Genomic DNA, 16,420 nt, shown 5'->3' with positions numbered 1-16,420 from the left:
CAGCCTCCAGAATCCGGCGCGCCCGTACGACCGTTGCCGACCGCGGGGCCGCCTCCCGGACCGTCTCCGGGGCCGCCGCTTCCCGGTCCGTCTCCGGGGCCGTTTCCGGAGCCCGGTCGGCGCTGCGGCTCGGGAGGCGGGTACGGGGGCTGATGTGTCGTGGTCACCGCCCGATCATCGCAAGAACGAAAGGGGCCCCCTGTTCACCGCGCCCGAATTGACGCTAGCGTGGTGGCACCTTTGTACACGCGGGAGCTCGGAGCACCGGGCTGAGAGGGCGCTGACCTCCGTCCCAGCGATGTTTCACGTGGAACGTCCTCACGCGAGAGTGACGTTCCCCACGAAACGTCGGCAGACGGAAGCCGCTGCGTCGACCGCCGAACCTGTTACCGGGTAATGCCGGCGTAGGGAGTAGGTCTCATGACCATCAAGGACGCACGCACGCCTGCCTCCAACCAGGACGAACAGTCCATCGAGGGTGAAAGCCCAGCACAACCCCCCACGGAGGCCGGGAAGTCCATCGGCTGGCACAAGGCGTATGTCGAGGGCTCGCGCCCCGACCTGCGTGTGCCGGTCCGCCAGGTGCACCTCACCAACGGGCAGTCGGTCACGCTGTACGACACCTCGGGCCCGTACACCGATCCGCTCACCGAGACCGATGTCCGCCGGGGGCTCGACCCGCTCAGGGAGAACTGGATCGTCGCCCGCGGGGACACCGAGGAGTACGCGGGCCGTCCCGTTTGCCCCGAGGACGACGGGATCAAGCACACCTCCCCGCGCGGCGGCAACCTGCGCAACCTCGACGCGGTGTTCCCTGGCCGACCCCGCCTTCCTCGGCGTAGTCGTGACGGCAGTGCAGTCACCCAGCTCGCGTACGCCCGCCGGGGGGAGATCACTCCGGAGATGGAGTACGTGGCCATCCGGGAGAACGTGGAGCCCGAGGTGGTCCGTGAGGAGATCGCGGCGGGGCGTGCGGTGCTGCCCGCGAACGTCAACCACCCGGAGATCGAGCCGATGATCATCGGCAAGCGGTTCCTGGTGAAGGTCAACGCCAACATCGGCAACTCCGCGGTGACGTCCTCCATCGAGGAGGAGGTCGAGAAGATGACCTGGGCGACCCGTTGGGGCGCCGACACGGTCATGGACCTCTCCACCGGCCGCAATATCCACACCACCCGTGAGTGGGTGCTGCGCAACTCCCCCGTCCCGATCGGCACGGTGCCGCTCTACCAGGCGCTGGAGAAGGTCGACGGCCGGGCCGAGGAGCTGACCTGGGAGATCTACAAGGACACGGTCATCGAGCAGGCCGAGCAGGGCGTGGACTACATGACGGTCCACGCGGGCGTGCGGCTGCCGTACGTACCGCTGACGGCGAACCGCAAGACCGGGATCGTCTCGCGCGGCGGTTCGATCATGGCCGCCTGGTGCCTCGCGCACCACAAGGAGTCGTTCCTCTACGAGAACTTCGAGGAACTGTGCGAGATCCTCGCCGCCTATGACGTCACCTACTCGCTGGGCGACGGTCTGCGGCCCGGCTCGATCGCGGACGCCAACGACGAGGCGCAGTTCGCGGAGTTGAGGACGCTCGGGGAACTCAACACGATCGCCAAGCGATTCAACGTACAGACCATGATCGAGGGCCCGGGACATGTCCCGATGCACAAGATCAAGGAGAACATCGACCTTCAGCAGGAGATCTGCGAGGAGGCGCCGTTCTACACGCTCGGCCCGCTGACCACCGACGTCGCGCCGGCGTACGACCACATCACCTCCGGCATCGGCGCCGCGATGATCGCCTGGTGGGGCACGGCGATGCTCTGCTACGTCACGCCCAAGGAGCACCTGGGTCTGCCCAACCGGGACGACGTCAAGACCGGTGTCATCACCTACAAGATCGCCGCCCACGCGGCGGACCTCGCCAAGGGGCATCCCGGGGCGCAGGACTGGGACGACGCCCTGTCCGACGCCCGCTTCGAGTTCCGGTGGGAGGACCAGTTCAACCTCGCTCTGGACCCGGACACGGCCCGTGAGTTCCACGACGAGACCCTCCCGGCGGAGCCGGCCAAGACGGCCCACTTCTGCTCCATGTGCGGACCGAAGTTCTGCTCGATGAAGATCAGCCAGAGCATCAACGAACGGTTCGGCGGGGCGGCGGCCGAAGGAGCCTCACCCGAGGAGGTCGCCGAGGGAATGCTGCAGAAATCGAAGGAGTTCGCGGCGAGCGGGAACCGGGTGTACTTGCCGCTGGCGGATTAGTCCCGCTCCGGCAGGACGGCCCGCACCCGCGACTGTGCGGCGTCGCGGGCCGCCCTGCTCGTCCGGTTCAGTCGGGTCGTCCGGTCAGTCGCGCTCCGCGAGGAAGAGTCGTGCGAGCCGGGGCAGACGGCGATGCATCTCCTCCGGATCGTCGAAGTCGAAGTCCTCTCCCATGTCCGTGGGTTCGTTGTCCTGCCCGTCGGCCGGCCGGTACGTCGCCCAGGCCTCGTCGAAGGCGTCCGCGCTGCCTGCAAGGCGTTCGAAGGCGTCCCTGGCCGCGTAGTTCACGTCCTCGTGGAACAGGGCTTCGTCACCCCGTGCGTTCGCTGCCTCGACGACATCGGGGTGCTCCGCGAGGCTGTCGGGGTCCTGGGCGGTGCGCTCGTACCAGTCCCGCCCGGACGCGATCACTCCGGCTCGGAAGTCCATGAAGCTGTCGTCGGAGCAGCCGCCGCCGCCCAGACTCGATGGTGGCCGGAACCGGTGTCTGTTGATGGGGCCGCACTGTGCCGTCCCGGTCTGACAATCAGCGCAGGACAGTGTCAACGTGCGTAGTGAGGGTCGCCCCTGCTTCACCTCCTGCCCCGCCTCACCCCGCATCCGGCTTGCGCTCCCCTGTGAGCACGTCGTGGGAACGCAAGCCGAGGGGCTCTGCCGGGCGGTGTCAGTCCGGCTGGTGTTCCGGCCCCCCGAAGTCCGGGCTCGTGTAGTCCGGGCTGGTGAAGCTCGGGCGGGCGCCGGAGGCTCCGTCGTCGGGGCTGCTGAACCCGGGGCGGTCGTAGCCCAGGTTGGGCATACGGCTGGTCGGGGCCGGCGGTGCCGTGTGGTGCAGCGCGGCGGAGCCGGGGTCGGCCAGGGCATCTCTGAGGAAGGGCAGCAGACCGCGTTCCAGCAGGGCCTCCCGCCAGGCGTCCCTGGCCCGGGCCACCTCCCCGGTGAGTTCGCCGTACGCCGTGTCGGGCGTGGGGCGGTTGCGCAGCGCGGTGATCAGCAGGCCGCCCGCGGCGACCAGGATCGCGGCCGCGGTCAGGGCGCCGAACACCCATCCGATGGTGATCATGGCGTGGGCGAACGCCGGCGGCGGGCTGAGCATCTGGAGGATGTAGCCCACGAGCAGGAAGATCGCCGCGGCTATCCCGGCGAGGACGGGCGTCAGAACGGCGGCGACGGCGACGGCGCCCGCACCGGCGGTCTCGGCGACCTCTCCCATGGTGGTGGCGAGCCCCATCGCACCGCTGCCCGACTCGGCGGGGCCGGGTTCGTGCACGGACGACAGGGTGGACGGCGCCGGGCGGCGCTGTTCCTCGCGGACCTTCACGTAGTGCTGGTACTCGGTCGCGGCGGCCGCCGTGATGATCGCGGTGGCGTTCAGCGCCATGGTGCGCAGCTGTTCGGGATTCAGCCGCTGTCCGACAGCGGCCAGTTCGGGACGGTGTGGTGCGGAGCGCAGCGCCTCATCGAGGATCCGCTCGTACTCCTGGCGGTCCTCGCTGTGCAGGTGCTGCGGAACGCTGTTCATGTGCATCCCCCGATGCTCCGTAGGGCTTGGGGCTCGCATGCCAACGAGCCGTCGGGCAGAAACGGAGGGGAGCCTGCTACGGATAACCAGATGGTAGAGCGGCTACGGCACAGGGTGACAGGGGGTTTCCAGAAATTGGCCTCTGGCCTGCATGCTCTCCGGTCGGTCCACCAGGGGGCAACGTCTGCCCCGTGAACCGTCAGATATCCAGGGGAAGTTGCTGGACCAGCAGTTTTCCGGCCATGGTCACTCCGCCGTCCATCGCGATGGCGAGTCCGTCGGCGTAGACGTGGGGTCCCTCGACCACCGGACCGGAATCGTCCTCGTCCTCCTCGGAGCCCACTTCACCGAGCAGATAGGGGATCGGGCTGTGGCCGTGCACGATGCGGACACCGCCGTAGGTGTCGAGCAGCGAGCGCACATGGTCGGCCCCGCCCTCGTCGCGGAAGGAGAAGCGCTTGGTGAACTTGCGGAACAGGTCCCACACCTCGTCCGCGTCGTTCCGCGTGATCGTCTCGCGGACGGTGTCGTTGACCGCCTCGATCGAGTCGCCGTAGTCGAGATAGGCGGTGGTGTCGGAGTGGACGAGGAGGTGGCCGTCGACCTCCTCGACCGCGTCGAGGCGGGACATCCACTGGAGGTGGTGGTCCTGGAGGCGGTCCATGTCGGTCTTCTGGCCGCCGTTGAGCAGCCAGGCCGCCTGGAAGGTGGCGGTGCCCGCGCCGGAGTTGACGGGGGTGTCGCCGAACCGCTTGGCGCCGAGGAGCAGCAGCTCGTGGTTGCCCATCAGGGCCTTGCAGTAGCCGCCGGCCGCGGCGGCCTCCGCGGACAGCCGCATCACGAGGTCGATGACGCCGATGCCGTCGGGGCCGCGGTCGGTGAAGTCGCCGAGGAACCACAGCCGGGCGGTGCCCGCGCACCAGTTGCCCGCCGCGTCGACGAGGCCCTTCTCGTGGAGTGCGGCCATCAGTTCGTCGAGGTAGCCGTGCACGTCGCCGACGACGAACAGCGGGCCGGGGCCGTCCGCGGCGAGCCCCTCGTGGTCGGCGGCGGCCTGAGGCCCGTCGGCGGGGTGGATGACGGGAAGGTCCTGCTCGGTGGGGGTGTACCCGTCCGGGTAGGCCTCGTCGGGGGCCGGAACGACGTCGCTGCTGTGGCCGTACGGACCGGTCTCGTTGACGTACGCGGGCACCCGGAAGTCGCGCAGCACCGCAGTGCGCTCCACTTCGGGTCCCTGACCGGCCCCCTGAGTCATCAGACCCCTCCACCATCGCGCCGCATCTGCACCGCTTCGGACTGCCTGGTCGCAGCGGCCCCGCGGTGTCGTGGGCCCATCATAGGAATGCGGATCGCGCCATGTGATGACCCAGGGGTGGTGAATCGGAGCAAGACTCCAGTTCACCGCGGCATTCGCCCCGATTGGGCCGGGCTTCGTCCCTCGTCCACCGGCCCGCACCGGAGATGTCCGGTGGAACAGGTCACCGGGGCGGGCCACCGCATGGCGTTGACGCGGAGTGCCGGACACCACACGAACGCGCAGGCGCAGGCGCAACCACGGGCACGGGCACGGGCGCAGAACCAGCGCCGGACTGGATTCCCGAGTCCGGCCTACCCCTTCTCCGGCGACCGCGGCGGACTCACCGTCGTGCGCGGCGCGCGCCGCTGGGACGAGGTGCGCACGATCAGTTCCGTCGGTATCACCTGCTCGACCGGCTGGTCCGACTCGACCCCCTCGATGGCGTCGATGAGGAGCTGGACCACGGCCGTGCCGATGCGGCGCGGCTTGAGGGAGAGCGTGGTGACGGGCGGCTCGGTGCTGGCGTACACCGTGGACTCGGAGCAGCACACGATCAGCAGGTCGTCCGGCACGCGCAGCCCGTACCGGCGGGCGGCGGCGAGCAGGTCGGTGCCGTTCGGGTCGAACAGGCCGTAGACGGCGTCGGGGCGGTCGGGCCGGGCGAGCAGCCGGTCGGCGGCGACGGCGCCCGCGCACGGATCGTGCGCCGGGTAGGCCTCGTAGACCGGATCCTGGCCCACCCGCTCGCACCAGCGCAGGTATGCGGTGGTCGACAGGTGCGTGTAGGTGTCGGTCGTCGTCCCGGTCAGCAGGCCGATGCGGCGGGCGCCGGCGTCGGCCAGGTGGTCGAGGATGCCGAGGACGGCGGCCTCGTGGTCGTTGTCGACCCAGGCGGTGACCGGGAGGGCGCCCGCCGGGCGGCCGTCGGAGACCACCGGCAGACCCTGCCGGACCAGCTCGCTGACGACCGGGTCCTGGTCGGACGGGTCGATGACCACGGTGCCGTCCAGGGCGACGTTCGACCACACGTCGTGACGTGAGGTCGCGGGCAGGACGACGAGGGCGTAGCCGCGGGCGAGCGCGGCGGAGGTGGCGGCTCGCGCCATCTCGGCGAAGTACGCGAACTCCGTGAAGGTGAAAGGTTCATCCCCGTACGTCGTCACGGTCAGGCCGATGAGCCCCGACTTGCCGGTACGGAGGGTTCTGGCCGCGGCGGACGGCCGGTACCCCAGCCGGTCGGCGACCTCCCTGACGTGGCGCCGGGTGGCGTCCGGGAGCCTGCCCTTGCCGTTCAGGGCGTCGGACACGGTCGTGATGGAGACTCCGGCGGCGGCGGCCACGTCTCTGATGCCCGCCCGACCCGGCCGGCTGCCTCGACGTGAGGTTTCCGCGCGGCTCACCTGGTGCTTCCCTGCTGCTGTCATGGCGAGCCGATAGTAGGGCTCATGCGGTGGGGTAGGGCGGACGCATATGCACGCGTTGACAGGCACGTTTCTGCAAGGTCATTAACCATCAACTACCTGTGAAACAAAGTCAGTTAAACGATCCAATGGCACTACGTGACTTGTCGGCACGCATGAGCCTGCCAAGTCTCCGATGTTTCGAAGAGGTCTCAACTCACCTTCACGGGTGACGCGCGCCAGGGCGTGAGCCACCGGCGCATAGATATATGTGGCCGCGCCCCCCGATTCGTCTGGCTTCGTACGGCGATGCCCCTGATGCCTGTGGGGCGTGTGAGGTCGGATCCGAGCCGGACTCGGCGGCTCGCACCTGTACGCAGCGGCGCCCAATCCTCATAAGGTGAGCAGTATTGGAGGCCGCCGACGGAGCCGGCCGCCAACGAGTCGGTGGTCACGAGGAGGACTGCGGTGAGCGAGACGAGCCCCAAGCTGCGCGCCGAGCTGGAGGGTATCCCCACCTACAAGCCGGGCAAGCCCGCCGCGGCCGACGGTCCGGTGGCCTACAAACTGTCCTCCAACGAGAACCCCTATCCGCCGCTGCCGGGCGTCCTGGAGCGGGTGGCGGCCGCGGTGTCCTCGTTCAACCGCTACCCGGACATGGCCTGCACGGCCCTGATGAACGAGCTGTCGGAGCGCTTCGGCGTCCCGGTCTCCCACCTCGCCACCGGCACCGGCTCGGTCGGGGTCGCCCAGCAGCTGATCCAGGCGACCTCGGGACCGGGGGACGAGGTGATCTACGCCTGGCGGTCCTTCGAGGCGTACCCGATCATCACGCAGGTCAGCGGGGCCACCTCGGTGAAGGTGCCGCTGACCGAGGGCGATGTGCACGACCTGGACGCGATGGCCGACGCGATCACCGACCGCACCCGGCTGATCTTCGTCTGCAACCCCAACAACCCGACGGGCACGGTCGTGCAGCGGGCCGAGCTGGAACGGTTCCTCGACCGGGTCCCGAGCGATGTGCTGGTGGTCCTCGACGAGGCCTACCGGGAGTTCATCCGTGACCCCGAGGTGCCGGACGGCGTGGAGCTGTACCGCACCCGTCCGAACGTCTGCGTGCTGCGCACCTTCTCCAAGGCGTACGGCCTCGCCGGCCTGCGGGTGGGCTTCGCGATCGCCCACGAGCCGGTGGCGGCGGCACTGCGCAAGACGGCGGTGCCCTTCGGCGTCAGCCAGGTCGCGCAGGAGGCGGCGATCGCCTCGCTGCAGGCCGAGGACGAACTGCTGGGCCGGGTCGGCTCGCTCGTCTGTGAGCGCAACCGGGTCGTGGAGGGGCTGCGTGCCCAGGGCTGGACGGTGCCCGAGACTCAGGCCAACTTCGTGTGGCTGAGGCTGGGGGAGCGCACGGTCGACTTCGCGGCCGCCTGCGAGCAGCACGGTGTGGTCGTCCGGCCGTTCCCCGGCGAGGGTGTGCGCGTGACGGTCGGGGAGAACGAGGCGAACGACATCTTCCTGAAGGTGGCGGAGGGCTTCCGCAAGGAGCTGTGACAGCTGTCGCGAGGAGCGGGGCGCCCCGGTTTCACGTGAAACCGGGGCGCCCCGTGCGCTAGGTGCCGACCGGTCCCTGTGTGATGTGACCTATCGGACCCACTTAGGGACCCCCCGCCCATCCCGGCTCGAACTGTCATGCGTCATAATTGCTTGTGAATGTGAACGCTTTCACAAGCGCGTAGTTAGGAGCGGCCGTGGACCTGGCTCTGGCGCCGGAGACCCTGGCGCGGTGGCAGTTCGGCATCACCACCGTCTACCACTTCCTCTTCGTCCCGCTGACGATCTCGCTCGCCGCCCTGACGGCCGGACTGCAGACCGCCTGGGTGCGTACGGAGAAGGAGAAGTACCTCAAAGCGACCAAGTTCTGGGGCAAGCTGTTCCTGATCAACATCGCGATGGGCGTGGTCACCGGCATCGTGCAGGAGTTCCAGTTCGGCATGAACTGGTCCGACTACTCCCGCTTCGTCGGTGACGTCTTCGGCGCCCCGCTCGCCTTCGAGGCCCTGATCGCCTTCTTCTTCGAGTCCACTTTCATCGGCCTGTGGATCTTCGGCTGGGACAGGCTGCCCAAGAAGATCCACCTGGCCTGCATCTGGATGGTCTCGATCGGCACGATCCTGTCGGCGTACTTCATCCTCGCGGCCAACTCCTGGATGCAGCACCCGGTCGGCTACCGGATCAACGAGGCCAGGGGCCGGGCCGAGCTCACCGACTTCTGGCTGGTGCTGACCCAGAACACCGCGCTGGCCCAGGCCTTCCACACGCTCAGCGCGTCCTTCCTCACCGGTGGCGCGTTCATGGTCGGCATCGCGGCCTTCCACCTGTTCCGCAAGAAGCACATCACCGTGATGAAGACCTCGCTGCGGCTCGGCCTGATCACCGTGGTCATCGCGGGAATGCTGACCGCGATCAGCGGCGACACCCTCGGCAAGGTCATGTTCAAGCAGCAGCCGATGAAGATGGCCGCCGCCGAGGCGCTGTGGGACGGCCAGAACTCGGCACCCTTCTCGATCTTCGCCTACGGCGATGTCAGCAAGGGCCACAACACCGTCGAGCTGTCCGTCCCCGGCCTGCTGTCGTTCCTCGCCGACGACACCTTCGACTCGTACGTCCCCGGCATCAACGACACCAACAAGGCCGAGCAGCAGAAGTACGGCCCCGGCGACTACCGGCCCATCATCCCGGTCACCTTCTGGGCGTTCCGCTGGATGATCGGCTTCGGGATGGCGTCTTTCGCGATCGGCCTGGCTGGACTCTGGCTGACCCGCAAGAAGTTCCTGCTCCCGCAGCACCTGCGGGTCGGCGAGGACGAGGTGCCGAACCTGGTCCTGTTCAGGAACAAGGCCCTCAGCCCGAAGCTCGGCCGGCTCTACTGGCTGGTGGCGATCTGGACCCTGGGCTTCCCGCTGATCGCCAACTCCTGGGGCTGGATCTTCACCGAGATGGGCCGTCAGCCATGGGTGGTCTACGGCGTTCTCCAGACCCGGCACGCGGTCTCCCCCGGCGTCTCGCAGACCGAGGTCCTCATCTCGATGATCACGTTCACGGCGCTGTACGCGGTCCTCGCCGTCGTCGAGGTCAAGCTGCTCGTGAAGTACATCAAGGCGGGCCCGCCCGAACTCAGCGAGGCCGACCTGAACCCGCCCACGAAGATCGGCGGCGACGCGCGTGACGCCGACAAGCCGATGGCCTTCTCGTACTAGGCCGAGGGAGAGCGAGTCATGGAACTTCACGACGTCTGGTTCGTGCTCATCGCCGTCCTGTGGACCGGCTACTTCTTCCTGGAGGGCTTCGACTTCGGAGTCGGCGTCCTCACCAAGCTCCTCGCCCGCAACCGGGTCGAGAAGCGCGTCCTGATCAACACCATCGGCCCGGTCTGGGACGGCAACGAGGTGTGGCTGCTCACGGCGGGCGGCGCGACCTTCGCCGCCTTCCCCGACTGGTACGCCACCCTCTTCTCCGGCTTCTACCTGCCGCTGCTGGTCATCCTGGTCTGCCTGATCGTCCGCGGTGTCGCCTTCGAGTACCGCGCCAAGCGGCCCGAGGAGAACTGGCAGCGCACCTGGGAGACCGCGATCTTCTGGACCTCCCTCGTCCCCGCGTTCCTGTGGGGCGTCGCCTTCGGCAACATCGTGCACGGGGTGAAGATCGACCGGAACTTCGAGTACGTCGGCAGCCTCTGGGACCTGCTCAACCCGTACGCCCTCCTCGGCGGACTGGTGACCCTCACCCTCTTCACCTTCCACGGCACGGTGTTCACGGCCCTCAAGACGGTCGGTGAGATCCGGGAGCGGGCGCGGAAGCTGGCCCTCAAGGTCGGTCTCGTCACCGCCGCACTGGCGGTGCTCTTCCTGCTGTGGACCCAGGTCGACAGCGGCGACGGCAAGAGTCTGGTCGCCATGGTGGTCGCCGTGGCTGCCCTGGTCGCCGCCCTCCTGGCCAACCAGGCCGGGCGTGAGGGATGGTCGTTCGCGCTGTCCGGCGTCACCATCGTGGCCGCCGTGGCGATGCTCTTCCTGACGCTCTTCCCGAACGTCATGCCGTCCTCGCTCAACCCGGACTGGAGCCTGACGGTCACCAACGCCTCGTCGAGCGCGTACACCCTGAAGATCATGACCTGGCTGGCGGTGATCGCCACCCCCGTGGTTCTGCTCTACCAGGGCTGGACCTACTGGGTCTTCCGCAAGCGCATCGGTACACAGCACATCGCCGCCGACATCGCGCACTGAGGTGTGTTTCACGTGAAACCAATCGATCCACGTCTGCTGCAGTACGCCCGGGCCACCCGCCTCTTCCTGGTGGCCGTGGTCGGCCTGGGCGGCCTCGGGGCTCTGCTGGTCATCGCCCAGGCGATGCTCATCGCCGAGATCGTGGTGGGCGCGTTCCAGCACGGGCTGTCGGTCCCCGGACTGCGCACTCCCCTGCTGCTGTTGGCGGCCGTGGCGGTCGGCCGCGGACTCGTCTCCTGGCTCACCGAACTCGCCGCTCACCGGGCGAGCGCGGCGGTCAAGTCGGAGCTGCGAGGGCGCCTGCTGGAGCGTGCCACGGCGCTCGGCCCCGAATGGCTGAGCGGACAGCGGACCGGATCGCTGGTCGCCCTCGCCACCAGGGGCGTCGACGCCCTCGACGACTACTTCTCGCGCTACCTCCCGCAGCTGGGCCTCGCGGTGGTCGTCCCGGTGGCGGTGCTGGCGCGGATCGTGACCGAGGACTGGGTCTCGGCGGCCATCATCGTCGGAACCCTGCCTCTGATCCCCGTCTTCATGGTGCTGATCGGCTGGGCCACCCAGTCCCGGATGGACCGTCAGTGGCGACTGCTGTCCCGGCTGTCGGGGCACTTCCTGGACGTGGTCGCGGGTCTGCCGACCTTGAAGGTGTTCGGCCGGGCCAAGGCGCAGGCCGAGTCGATCCGCCGCATCACCGGCGAGTACCGCCAGGCCACCATGCGGACCCTGCGGATCGCCTTCATCTCCTCCTTCGCCCTGGAACTGCTGTCGACGCTGTCGGTGGCCCTGGTCGCCGTGACGATCGGCATGCGGCTCGTCCACGGCGAGATGCACCTGTACGACGCCCTCGTCATCCTCATCCTGGCCCCCGAGGCGTATCTGCCCCTGCGCCAGGTCGGCACGCAGTACCACGCGGCAGCCGAGGGACTCGCCGCAGCCGAGGAGATCTTCGAGGTCCTGGAGACACCGGCGCCGGCGACCGGGACCGCTCCCGTGCCTGCGGGCGCGCTCGCCTTCGAGCAGGTCACGGTCCGCTACCCCGGGCGGTCCGGGGACGCCGTCACGGACGTCTCCTTCGAGATCGCGCCCGGGGAGACGGTCGCCCTCGTCGGGCCGAGCGGCGCGGGCAAGTCGACGCTGCTGAACGTCCTGCTGGGGTTCGTCCGGCCCGCCGAGGGGCGGGTGCGGATCGGGGGAGCGGATCTCGCCGAGGTCGACCTGGCGGAGTGGCGGTCGCGCATCGCGTGGGTGCCGCAGCGGCCCCAGCTGTTCGCCGGGACGATCGCCGAGAACGTACGGCTGGCCCGTCCCGACGCGGACGACACAGCCGTACGACAGGCATTGGCGGACGCGGGGGCCCGGGAGTTCGTCGACGCGCTGCCGCTGGGGGCCGACACCGTGCTCGGCGAGGACGGGGCCGGGCTCTCCGCCGGGCAGCGGCAAAGGCTGGCACTGGCGCGGGCGTTCCTCGCGGACCGGCCGGTCCTCCTCCTCGACGAGCCGACGGCGGCGCTCGACGGGGCCACCGAGGCGGAGGTCGTGGCGGCCGTACGGCGGCTCGCGGCGGGACGAACGGTCCTGCTGGTGGTGCACCGGCCGGCGTTGCTGGGGGTGGCCGACCGGGTGGTGCGGCTGGCGGAGCCGACGGCCCACGTGCCGGCGGAGGTGACGGCCAGGACGCCCGGAGCCCGGGTGGTGGAGACCGCTGGCGTCGGCGCGGCCGGTGTCGCAGTGACGGAGGTGTCCTCCGTGGGACGCAGCCCGCTGGCCCGGGTCCGCGCCCTGTCCGGTCCCCGGCGCGGCCGGCTCGCCCTCGCGCTGCTCCTCGGCAGCCTCGCCCTCGGCAGCGCCGTCGGCCTGATGGCCACCTCGGGGTGGCTGATCTCGCGGGCCTCGCAGCAGCCGCCCGTGCTCTATCTGATGGTGGCCGTGACGGCCACCCGGGCCTTCGGCATCGGGCGGGCCGTGTTCCGGTACGCGGAGCGGCTGGTGTCGCACGATGCCGTGCTGCGGATGCTCGCCGACACCCGGGTCGCCGTCTACCGCCGGCTGGAGCGGCTCGCGCCCGCCGGTCTGCGGACCACCCGCCGGGGCGATCTGCTCTCGCGGCTCGTGTCCGACGTGGACGCTCTTCAGGACTACTGGCTGCGCTGGCTGCTGCCCGCCGGTGCCGCGGCACTGGTGTCGGCGGCTTCCGTGGGCTTCACGGCCTGGCTGCTGCCAGAGGCCGGTGCCGTACTCGCCGTGGGTCTGCTGGCCGCCGGTGTCGGTGTCCCGTTCCTCACGGGTGCCGTGGCCCGGCGCGCCGAGCGCAGGCTGGCCCCGGCCCGCGGAGAACTGTCGACCCGGGTGGCCGATCTGCTCACCGGCACCGCCGAGTTGACCGTCTCCGGCGCCCTGCCCGCCCGTACCGCCGCAGCACGCCGGGCCGACGGTGTCCTCACCCGGATCGCCTCCCGGACCGCCACCGCCACCGCCCTCGGCGACGGACTCACCGCGCTGATCTGCGGCCTGACCGTCACCGCGACCGCACTCGTGGGCGCCCAGGCGGTCGCCTCCGGTCGGCTCGGCGGGGTCGTCATGGCCGTCGTGGTGCTCACTCCGCTGGCGGTCTTCGAGGCGGTTCTCGGGCTGCCGCTCGCGGTGCAGTACCGGCAGCGGGTGCGCAGGAGCGCTGAGCGCGTGTACGAGGTGCTGGACGCGCCCGACCCGGTGCGGGAGCCGGAGCAGGGACGGCAGGCCCCCGCCTCGCCGTTCCCCCTGGTGGTCAAGGGACTCACCGCCCGGCACGAGGGCCAGGACCGGGACGCCCTCACCGGACTCGACCTCACCCTGACCGAGGGCCGGAGGATCGCCGTGGTCGGCGCGTCCGGCTCCGGCAAGACGACACTCGCCCAGGTGCTGCTGCGCTTCCTGGACGCGGAGGCCGGCACCTACACCCTGGCCGGTGTGGACGCCTACGGACTGCCGGGCGACGACGTACGGCGGCTCGTGGGACTGTGCGCGCAGGACGCGCACCTCTTCGACAGCTCGGTGCGCGAGAACCTGCTCCTCGCGAAGAAGGACGCGACGGAGGACGAACTGCGGGACGCGCTGGGCAGGGCCCGGCTGCTCGACTGGGCGGAGAGCCTGCCCGACGGCCTCGACACCCTGGTCGGTGAACACGGGGCCCGGCTGTCCGGCGGTCAGCGCCAGCGGCTCGCGCTGGCCCGGGCGCTGCTCGCCGACTTCCCCGTCCTCGTCCTGGACGAGCCGGCCGAACATCTGGACCTGCCGACCGCGGACGCCCTGACCGCCGACCTGCTGGCCGCCACGCAGGGCCGTACGACGCTCCTCATCACCCACCGGCTGGCGGGACTGGAGTCGGTGGACGAGGTGGTCGTGCTCGACGAGGGGCAGGTCGTGCAGCGGGGTTCCTACGCGGAGTTGGCCGCGGTCGAGGGCCCGCTGCGGGGGATGGCCGAGCGGGAGGCGGAGTCGGAGCTGCTGGTCGGCGCGTAGGGCGCTCGTGCGGTGCTGTGGTGACCCGTCCGCAGCAGCGTGTCCCCCAGCCGTACGACTTGAACAGGACCGCGCCCCGGAGGCCGGGACAGGATCGCTGACATGCGATCACCTCGCCTTTGCGCACTACTCGTTCCCGTGCTGCTGTGCGCGCTCGTGGCCGTGCCCACGGTCCGGCCCACACAGACCACGGACGACGGCGTGGGGCGCCGCGAGGACGGCGACTCGGAGCTCAGCGCACAGGTGGCGCGGCTCTACGAGGACGCGGCGCTGGCGACACAGCGGTACGAGGCGGGACGGCAGAAGGCGGAGATGCAGCGGGCCCGGGCGCGGCGGTTCGAGGACCTCCTGGCCCGGGAACGGCGGGAGATCGCCGTCCTGCACGAGGATCTCGGCCGTATCGCCCGGTCCCAGTACCGCGACGGCGGTGGTCTGCCGCTCACGGCGCAGATCATCCTGGCGGACGACCTCAATGACCTGATGCGCGGTCAGCACGTGTTCTCCCGCACGACGGTGGCCCTCAACAACGCGGTCGACAAGAGCCGTCGGGCCGAGGCCCGGCTCGCGGCGGACGAGGCCAAGGCCATGGCGGACCGGCGGAAGCTGGAGCAACGGAGCGCCGAACTCGCCGCGCTGAAGCACGACATCGAGCAGACGCTGGACGAGGCCCGTTGGCAGCTCCAGGGCCGGGCCGACGCGTCCGTCGCGGCCGGCGCCTGCCGGGGTGCCGTCCGCCTGGACCAACCGGGGCAGTCCCCCGCGGCCGCGTGGGTCACACCGGTGGCCGTGTACGAGCTGTCCGCGGGGTTCGGCAGCGGCGGGTCACGCTGGGCGAACGGGCACACCGGGCAGGACTTCGCGGTGCCGATCGGGACGCCGGTGCGAGCGGTGGGCGCCGGCCGGGTGGTGAAGGTGTCCTGCGGAGGCCCCTTCGGCATCGAGATCGTGATCGAACACCCCAGCGGCTACTACACGCAGTACGCCCATCTCGCCGCCGTCACCGTCGACCAGGGGGAGTCCGTCGCCCCGGGGCAGTGGATCGGCCAGTCGGGCACGTCCGGCAACTCGACCGGCCCCCACCTGCACTTCGAGGTACGCGTCACACCGGAGACCGGCTCGGCGGTGGACCCGGTGCCGTGGCTGGCGGCACGCGGGGTGCCCCTCGGCTGAGTCCGCCCGCGGTGCCGGCCTCCAGGGGAACGACCGTGGCTACTTCCGCTCCAGCAGCCGCTCGATCACGACCGCCACCCCGTCGTCGTTGTTGGCGACGGTCCGGCCCGAGGCCGCGGCGATGACGTCCGGGTGGGCGTTGCCCATCGCGTACGACTGCCCCGCCCAGGTCAGCATCTCCAGGTCGTTGGGCATGTCCCCGAAGGCGACGACCTCCTCGTGCGAGATACCGCGTTCGGCACAGCACAGGGCGAGGGTGCTGGCCTTGGAGACGTCGGGCCCGCTGATCTCCAGCAGGGCGCTGGGGCTGGAGCGGGTGACGTTGGCGCGGTCGCCGATGGCCAGCCGGGAGAGGGTGAGGAAGGCGTCCGGGTCCATGGTGGGGTGGTACGCGAGGATCTTCAGCACCGGCTCCTCGGCGCCGGGACCGTCGTCGGCCAGCAGGTTCTCGGCCGGGGCGAGATGGTCCGGGATCTCCATGTGCAGCTTGGGATAGTCCGGCTCCTGGTGGAAGCCGTACGTCTGCTCGACCGCGTAGACCGTGCCGGGGGCCGCCTCGCGCAGCAGGCGTACGGCGTCCAGGGCGTTCTCCCGGGCCAGCTCCCGCACCTTCACGAACCGGTGGGCGCCGGGGCCGCCGTGCAGGTCGACCACAGCGGCGCCGTTTCCGCAGATGGCCAGGCCGTGACCGTGGACGTGATCGCTGACGACGTCCATCCAGCGGGCCGGGCGGCCGGTGACGAAGAAGACCTCGATGCCGGCCTTCTCGGCGGCGGCGAGGGCCGCGACGGTGCGCGGGGACACCGACTTGTCGTCACGCAGAAGAGTGCCGTCGAGGTCGGTGGCGATCAGGCGCGGCGGTATGTCGGCGGCCGGGGTCTCGGGCTGTCGGGTCGCTGAGGTCACCCGCTCATTCTCCCGCATATGCGTGCACGACCGGACGGCCGCCCGCACAGGTGAGACATGGGCGACTCGTAGGAGGCCCCCACCCGTCCCGATT

General features: G+C 70.2%; 11 protein-coding genes and 1 riboswitch. Of the genes, 6 read left to right on the top strand and 5 right to left on the bottom strand.

The window, feature by feature from the left end:
• Window positions 1-238 precede the first annotated feature (238 nt).
• A riboswitch (TPP riboswitch) is annotated at window positions 239-428 on the top strand.
• Window positions 421-2,256: a phosphomethylpyrimidine synthase ThiC gene (gene thiC, locus H295_RS0104325; protein WP_020134111.1), complete on the top strand. Its 1,836-nt coding sequence runs from the start codon at window positions 421-423 to the stop codon at window positions 2,254-2,256. Its footprint overlaps the riboswitch before it by 8 nt.
• A gap of 84 nt (window positions 2,257-2,340) precedes the next feature.
• On the opposite strand, the gene H295_RS42755 is transcribed toward thiC, so the two are convergent.
• The 4 genes from H295_RS42755 to H295_RS0104305 form a co-directional block, all read right to left on the bottom strand.
• Window positions 2,341-2,685, bottom strand: coding sequence for a DUF4240 domain-containing protein (locus tag H295_RS42755; protein ID WP_020134110.1), 345 nt, complete (start codon window positions 2,683-2,685; stop codon window positions 2,341-2,343).
• 235 nt (window positions 2,686-2,920) lie between these two features.
• On the bottom strand, window positions 2,921-3,781 hold the full coding sequence (locus tag H295_RS0104315; RefSeq protein ID WP_020134109.1) for a membrane protein: 861 nt from the start codon (window positions 3,779-3,781) through the stop codon (window positions 2,921-2,923).
• 193 nt (window positions 3,782-3,974) lie between these two features.
• Window positions 3,975-5,030, bottom strand: a complete 1,056-nt coding sequence (locus H295_RS0104310) for a metallophosphoesterase (RefSeq protein WP_028809033.1) — start codon at window positions 5,028-5,030, stop codon at window positions 3,975-3,977.
• A gap of 353 nt (window positions 5,031-5,383) precedes the next feature.
• A complete protein-coding gene (locus tag H295_RS0104305) occupies window positions 5,384-6,496 on the bottom strand; it encodes a LacI family DNA-binding transcriptional regulator (protein ID WP_078616554.1) in 1,113 nt (370 codons plus the stop codon).
• Window positions 6,497-6,940: 444 nt separating this feature from the next.
• Here H295_RS0104305 and hisC point away from each other — a divergent pair, with 444 nt between their 5' ends.
• The 5 genes from hisC (at window position 6,941) to H295_RS0104280 (ending at window position 15,420) form a co-directional block, all read left to right on the top strand.
• Complete coding sequence (gene hisC / locus H295_RS0104300) at window positions 6,941-8,020, top strand: histidinol-phosphate transaminase (RefSeq protein WP_020134106.1); 1,080 nt, start codon at window positions 6,941-6,943, stop codon at window positions 8,018-8,020.
• 197 nt (window positions 8,021-8,217) lie between these two features.
• Entirely contained in the window at window positions 8,218-9,726 is a 1,509-nt protein-coding gene (locus tag H295_RS0104295; RefSeq protein ID WP_020134105.1) for a cytochrome ubiquinol oxidase subunit I, read from the top strand.
• Window positions 9,727-9,744: 18 nt separating this feature from the next.
• A complete protein-coding gene (gene cydB, locus H295_RS0104290; protein WP_020134104.1) occupies window positions 9,745-10,752 on the top strand; it encodes a cytochrome d ubiquinol oxidase subunit II in 1,008 nt (335 codons plus the stop codon).
• A 12-nt stretch (window positions 10,753-10,764) separates the two neighbouring features.
• The gene (gene cydD / locus H295_RS0104285; protein ID WP_020134103.1) at window positions 10,765-14,250 is read left to right on the top strand and encodes a thiol reductant ABC exporter subunit CydD; all 3,486 of its coding nucleotides are present in this window, start codon (window positions 10,765-10,767) and stop codon (window positions 14,248-14,250) included.
• 102 nt (window positions 14,251-14,352) lie between these two features.
• Window positions 14,353-15,420, top strand: coding sequence for a M23 family metallopeptidase (locus H295_RS0104280; protein WP_028809032.1), 1,068 nt, complete (start codon window positions 14,353-14,355; stop codon window positions 15,418-15,420).
• Window positions 15,421-15,459: 39 nt separating this feature from the next.
• Here the strand turns inward: H295_RS0104280 and H295_RS0104275 are convergent, their stop codons facing one another.
• Complete coding sequence (locus H295_RS0104275) at window positions 15,460-16,344, bottom strand: Cof-type HAD-IIB family hydrolase (protein WP_199788554.1); 885 nt, start codon at window positions 16,342-16,344, stop codon at window positions 15,460-15,462.
• Between the last annotated feature and the right edge of the window lie 76 nt (window positions 16,345-16,420).

Source organism: Streptomyces sp. 351MFTsu5.1 (assembly GCF_000383655.1).
In the GTDB taxonomy this organism is placed as follows: domain Bacteria; phylum Actinomycetota; class Actinomycetes; order Streptomycetales; family Streptomycetaceae; genus Streptomyces; species Streptomyces griseorubiginosus.
The sequence above is the reverse complement of the archived record's forward strand: the minus strand, read 5'-3'. Positions and strand labels throughout refer to the sequence as shown.

Coding starts and splice junctions, on each gene's coding strand:
- cydB (WP_020134104.1), top strand. CDS start 9,745: ATGGAACTTCACGACGTCTGGTTCGTGCTCATCGCCGTCCTGTGGACC.
- thiC (WP_020134111.1), top strand. CDS start 421: ATGACCATCAAGGACGCACGCACGCCTGCCTCCAACCAGGACGAACAG.
- H295_RS0104305 (WP_078616554.1), bottom strand. CDS start 6,496: ATGACAGCAGCAGGGAAGCACCAGGTGAGCCGCGCGGAAACCTCACGT.
- H295_RS0104315 (WP_020134109.1), bottom strand. CDS start 3,781: ATGCACATGAACAGCGTTCCGCAGCACCTGCACAGCGAGGACCGCCAG.
- H295_RS0104310 (WP_028809033.1), bottom strand. CDS start 5,030: ATGACTCAGGGGGCCGGTCAGGGACCCGAAGTGGAGCGCACTGCGGTG.
- H295_RS0104275 (WP_199788554.1), bottom strand. CDS start 16,344: ATGCGGGAGAATGAGCGGGTGACCTCAGCGACCCGACAGCCCGAGACC.
- H295_RS42755 (WP_020134110.1), bottom strand. CDS start 2,685: ATGGACTTCCGAGCCGGAGTGATCGCGTCCGGGCGGGACTGGTACGAG.
- H295_RS0104280 (WP_028809032.1), top strand. CDS start 14,353: ATGCGATCACCTCGCCTTTGCGCACTACTCGTTCCCGTGCTGCTGTGC.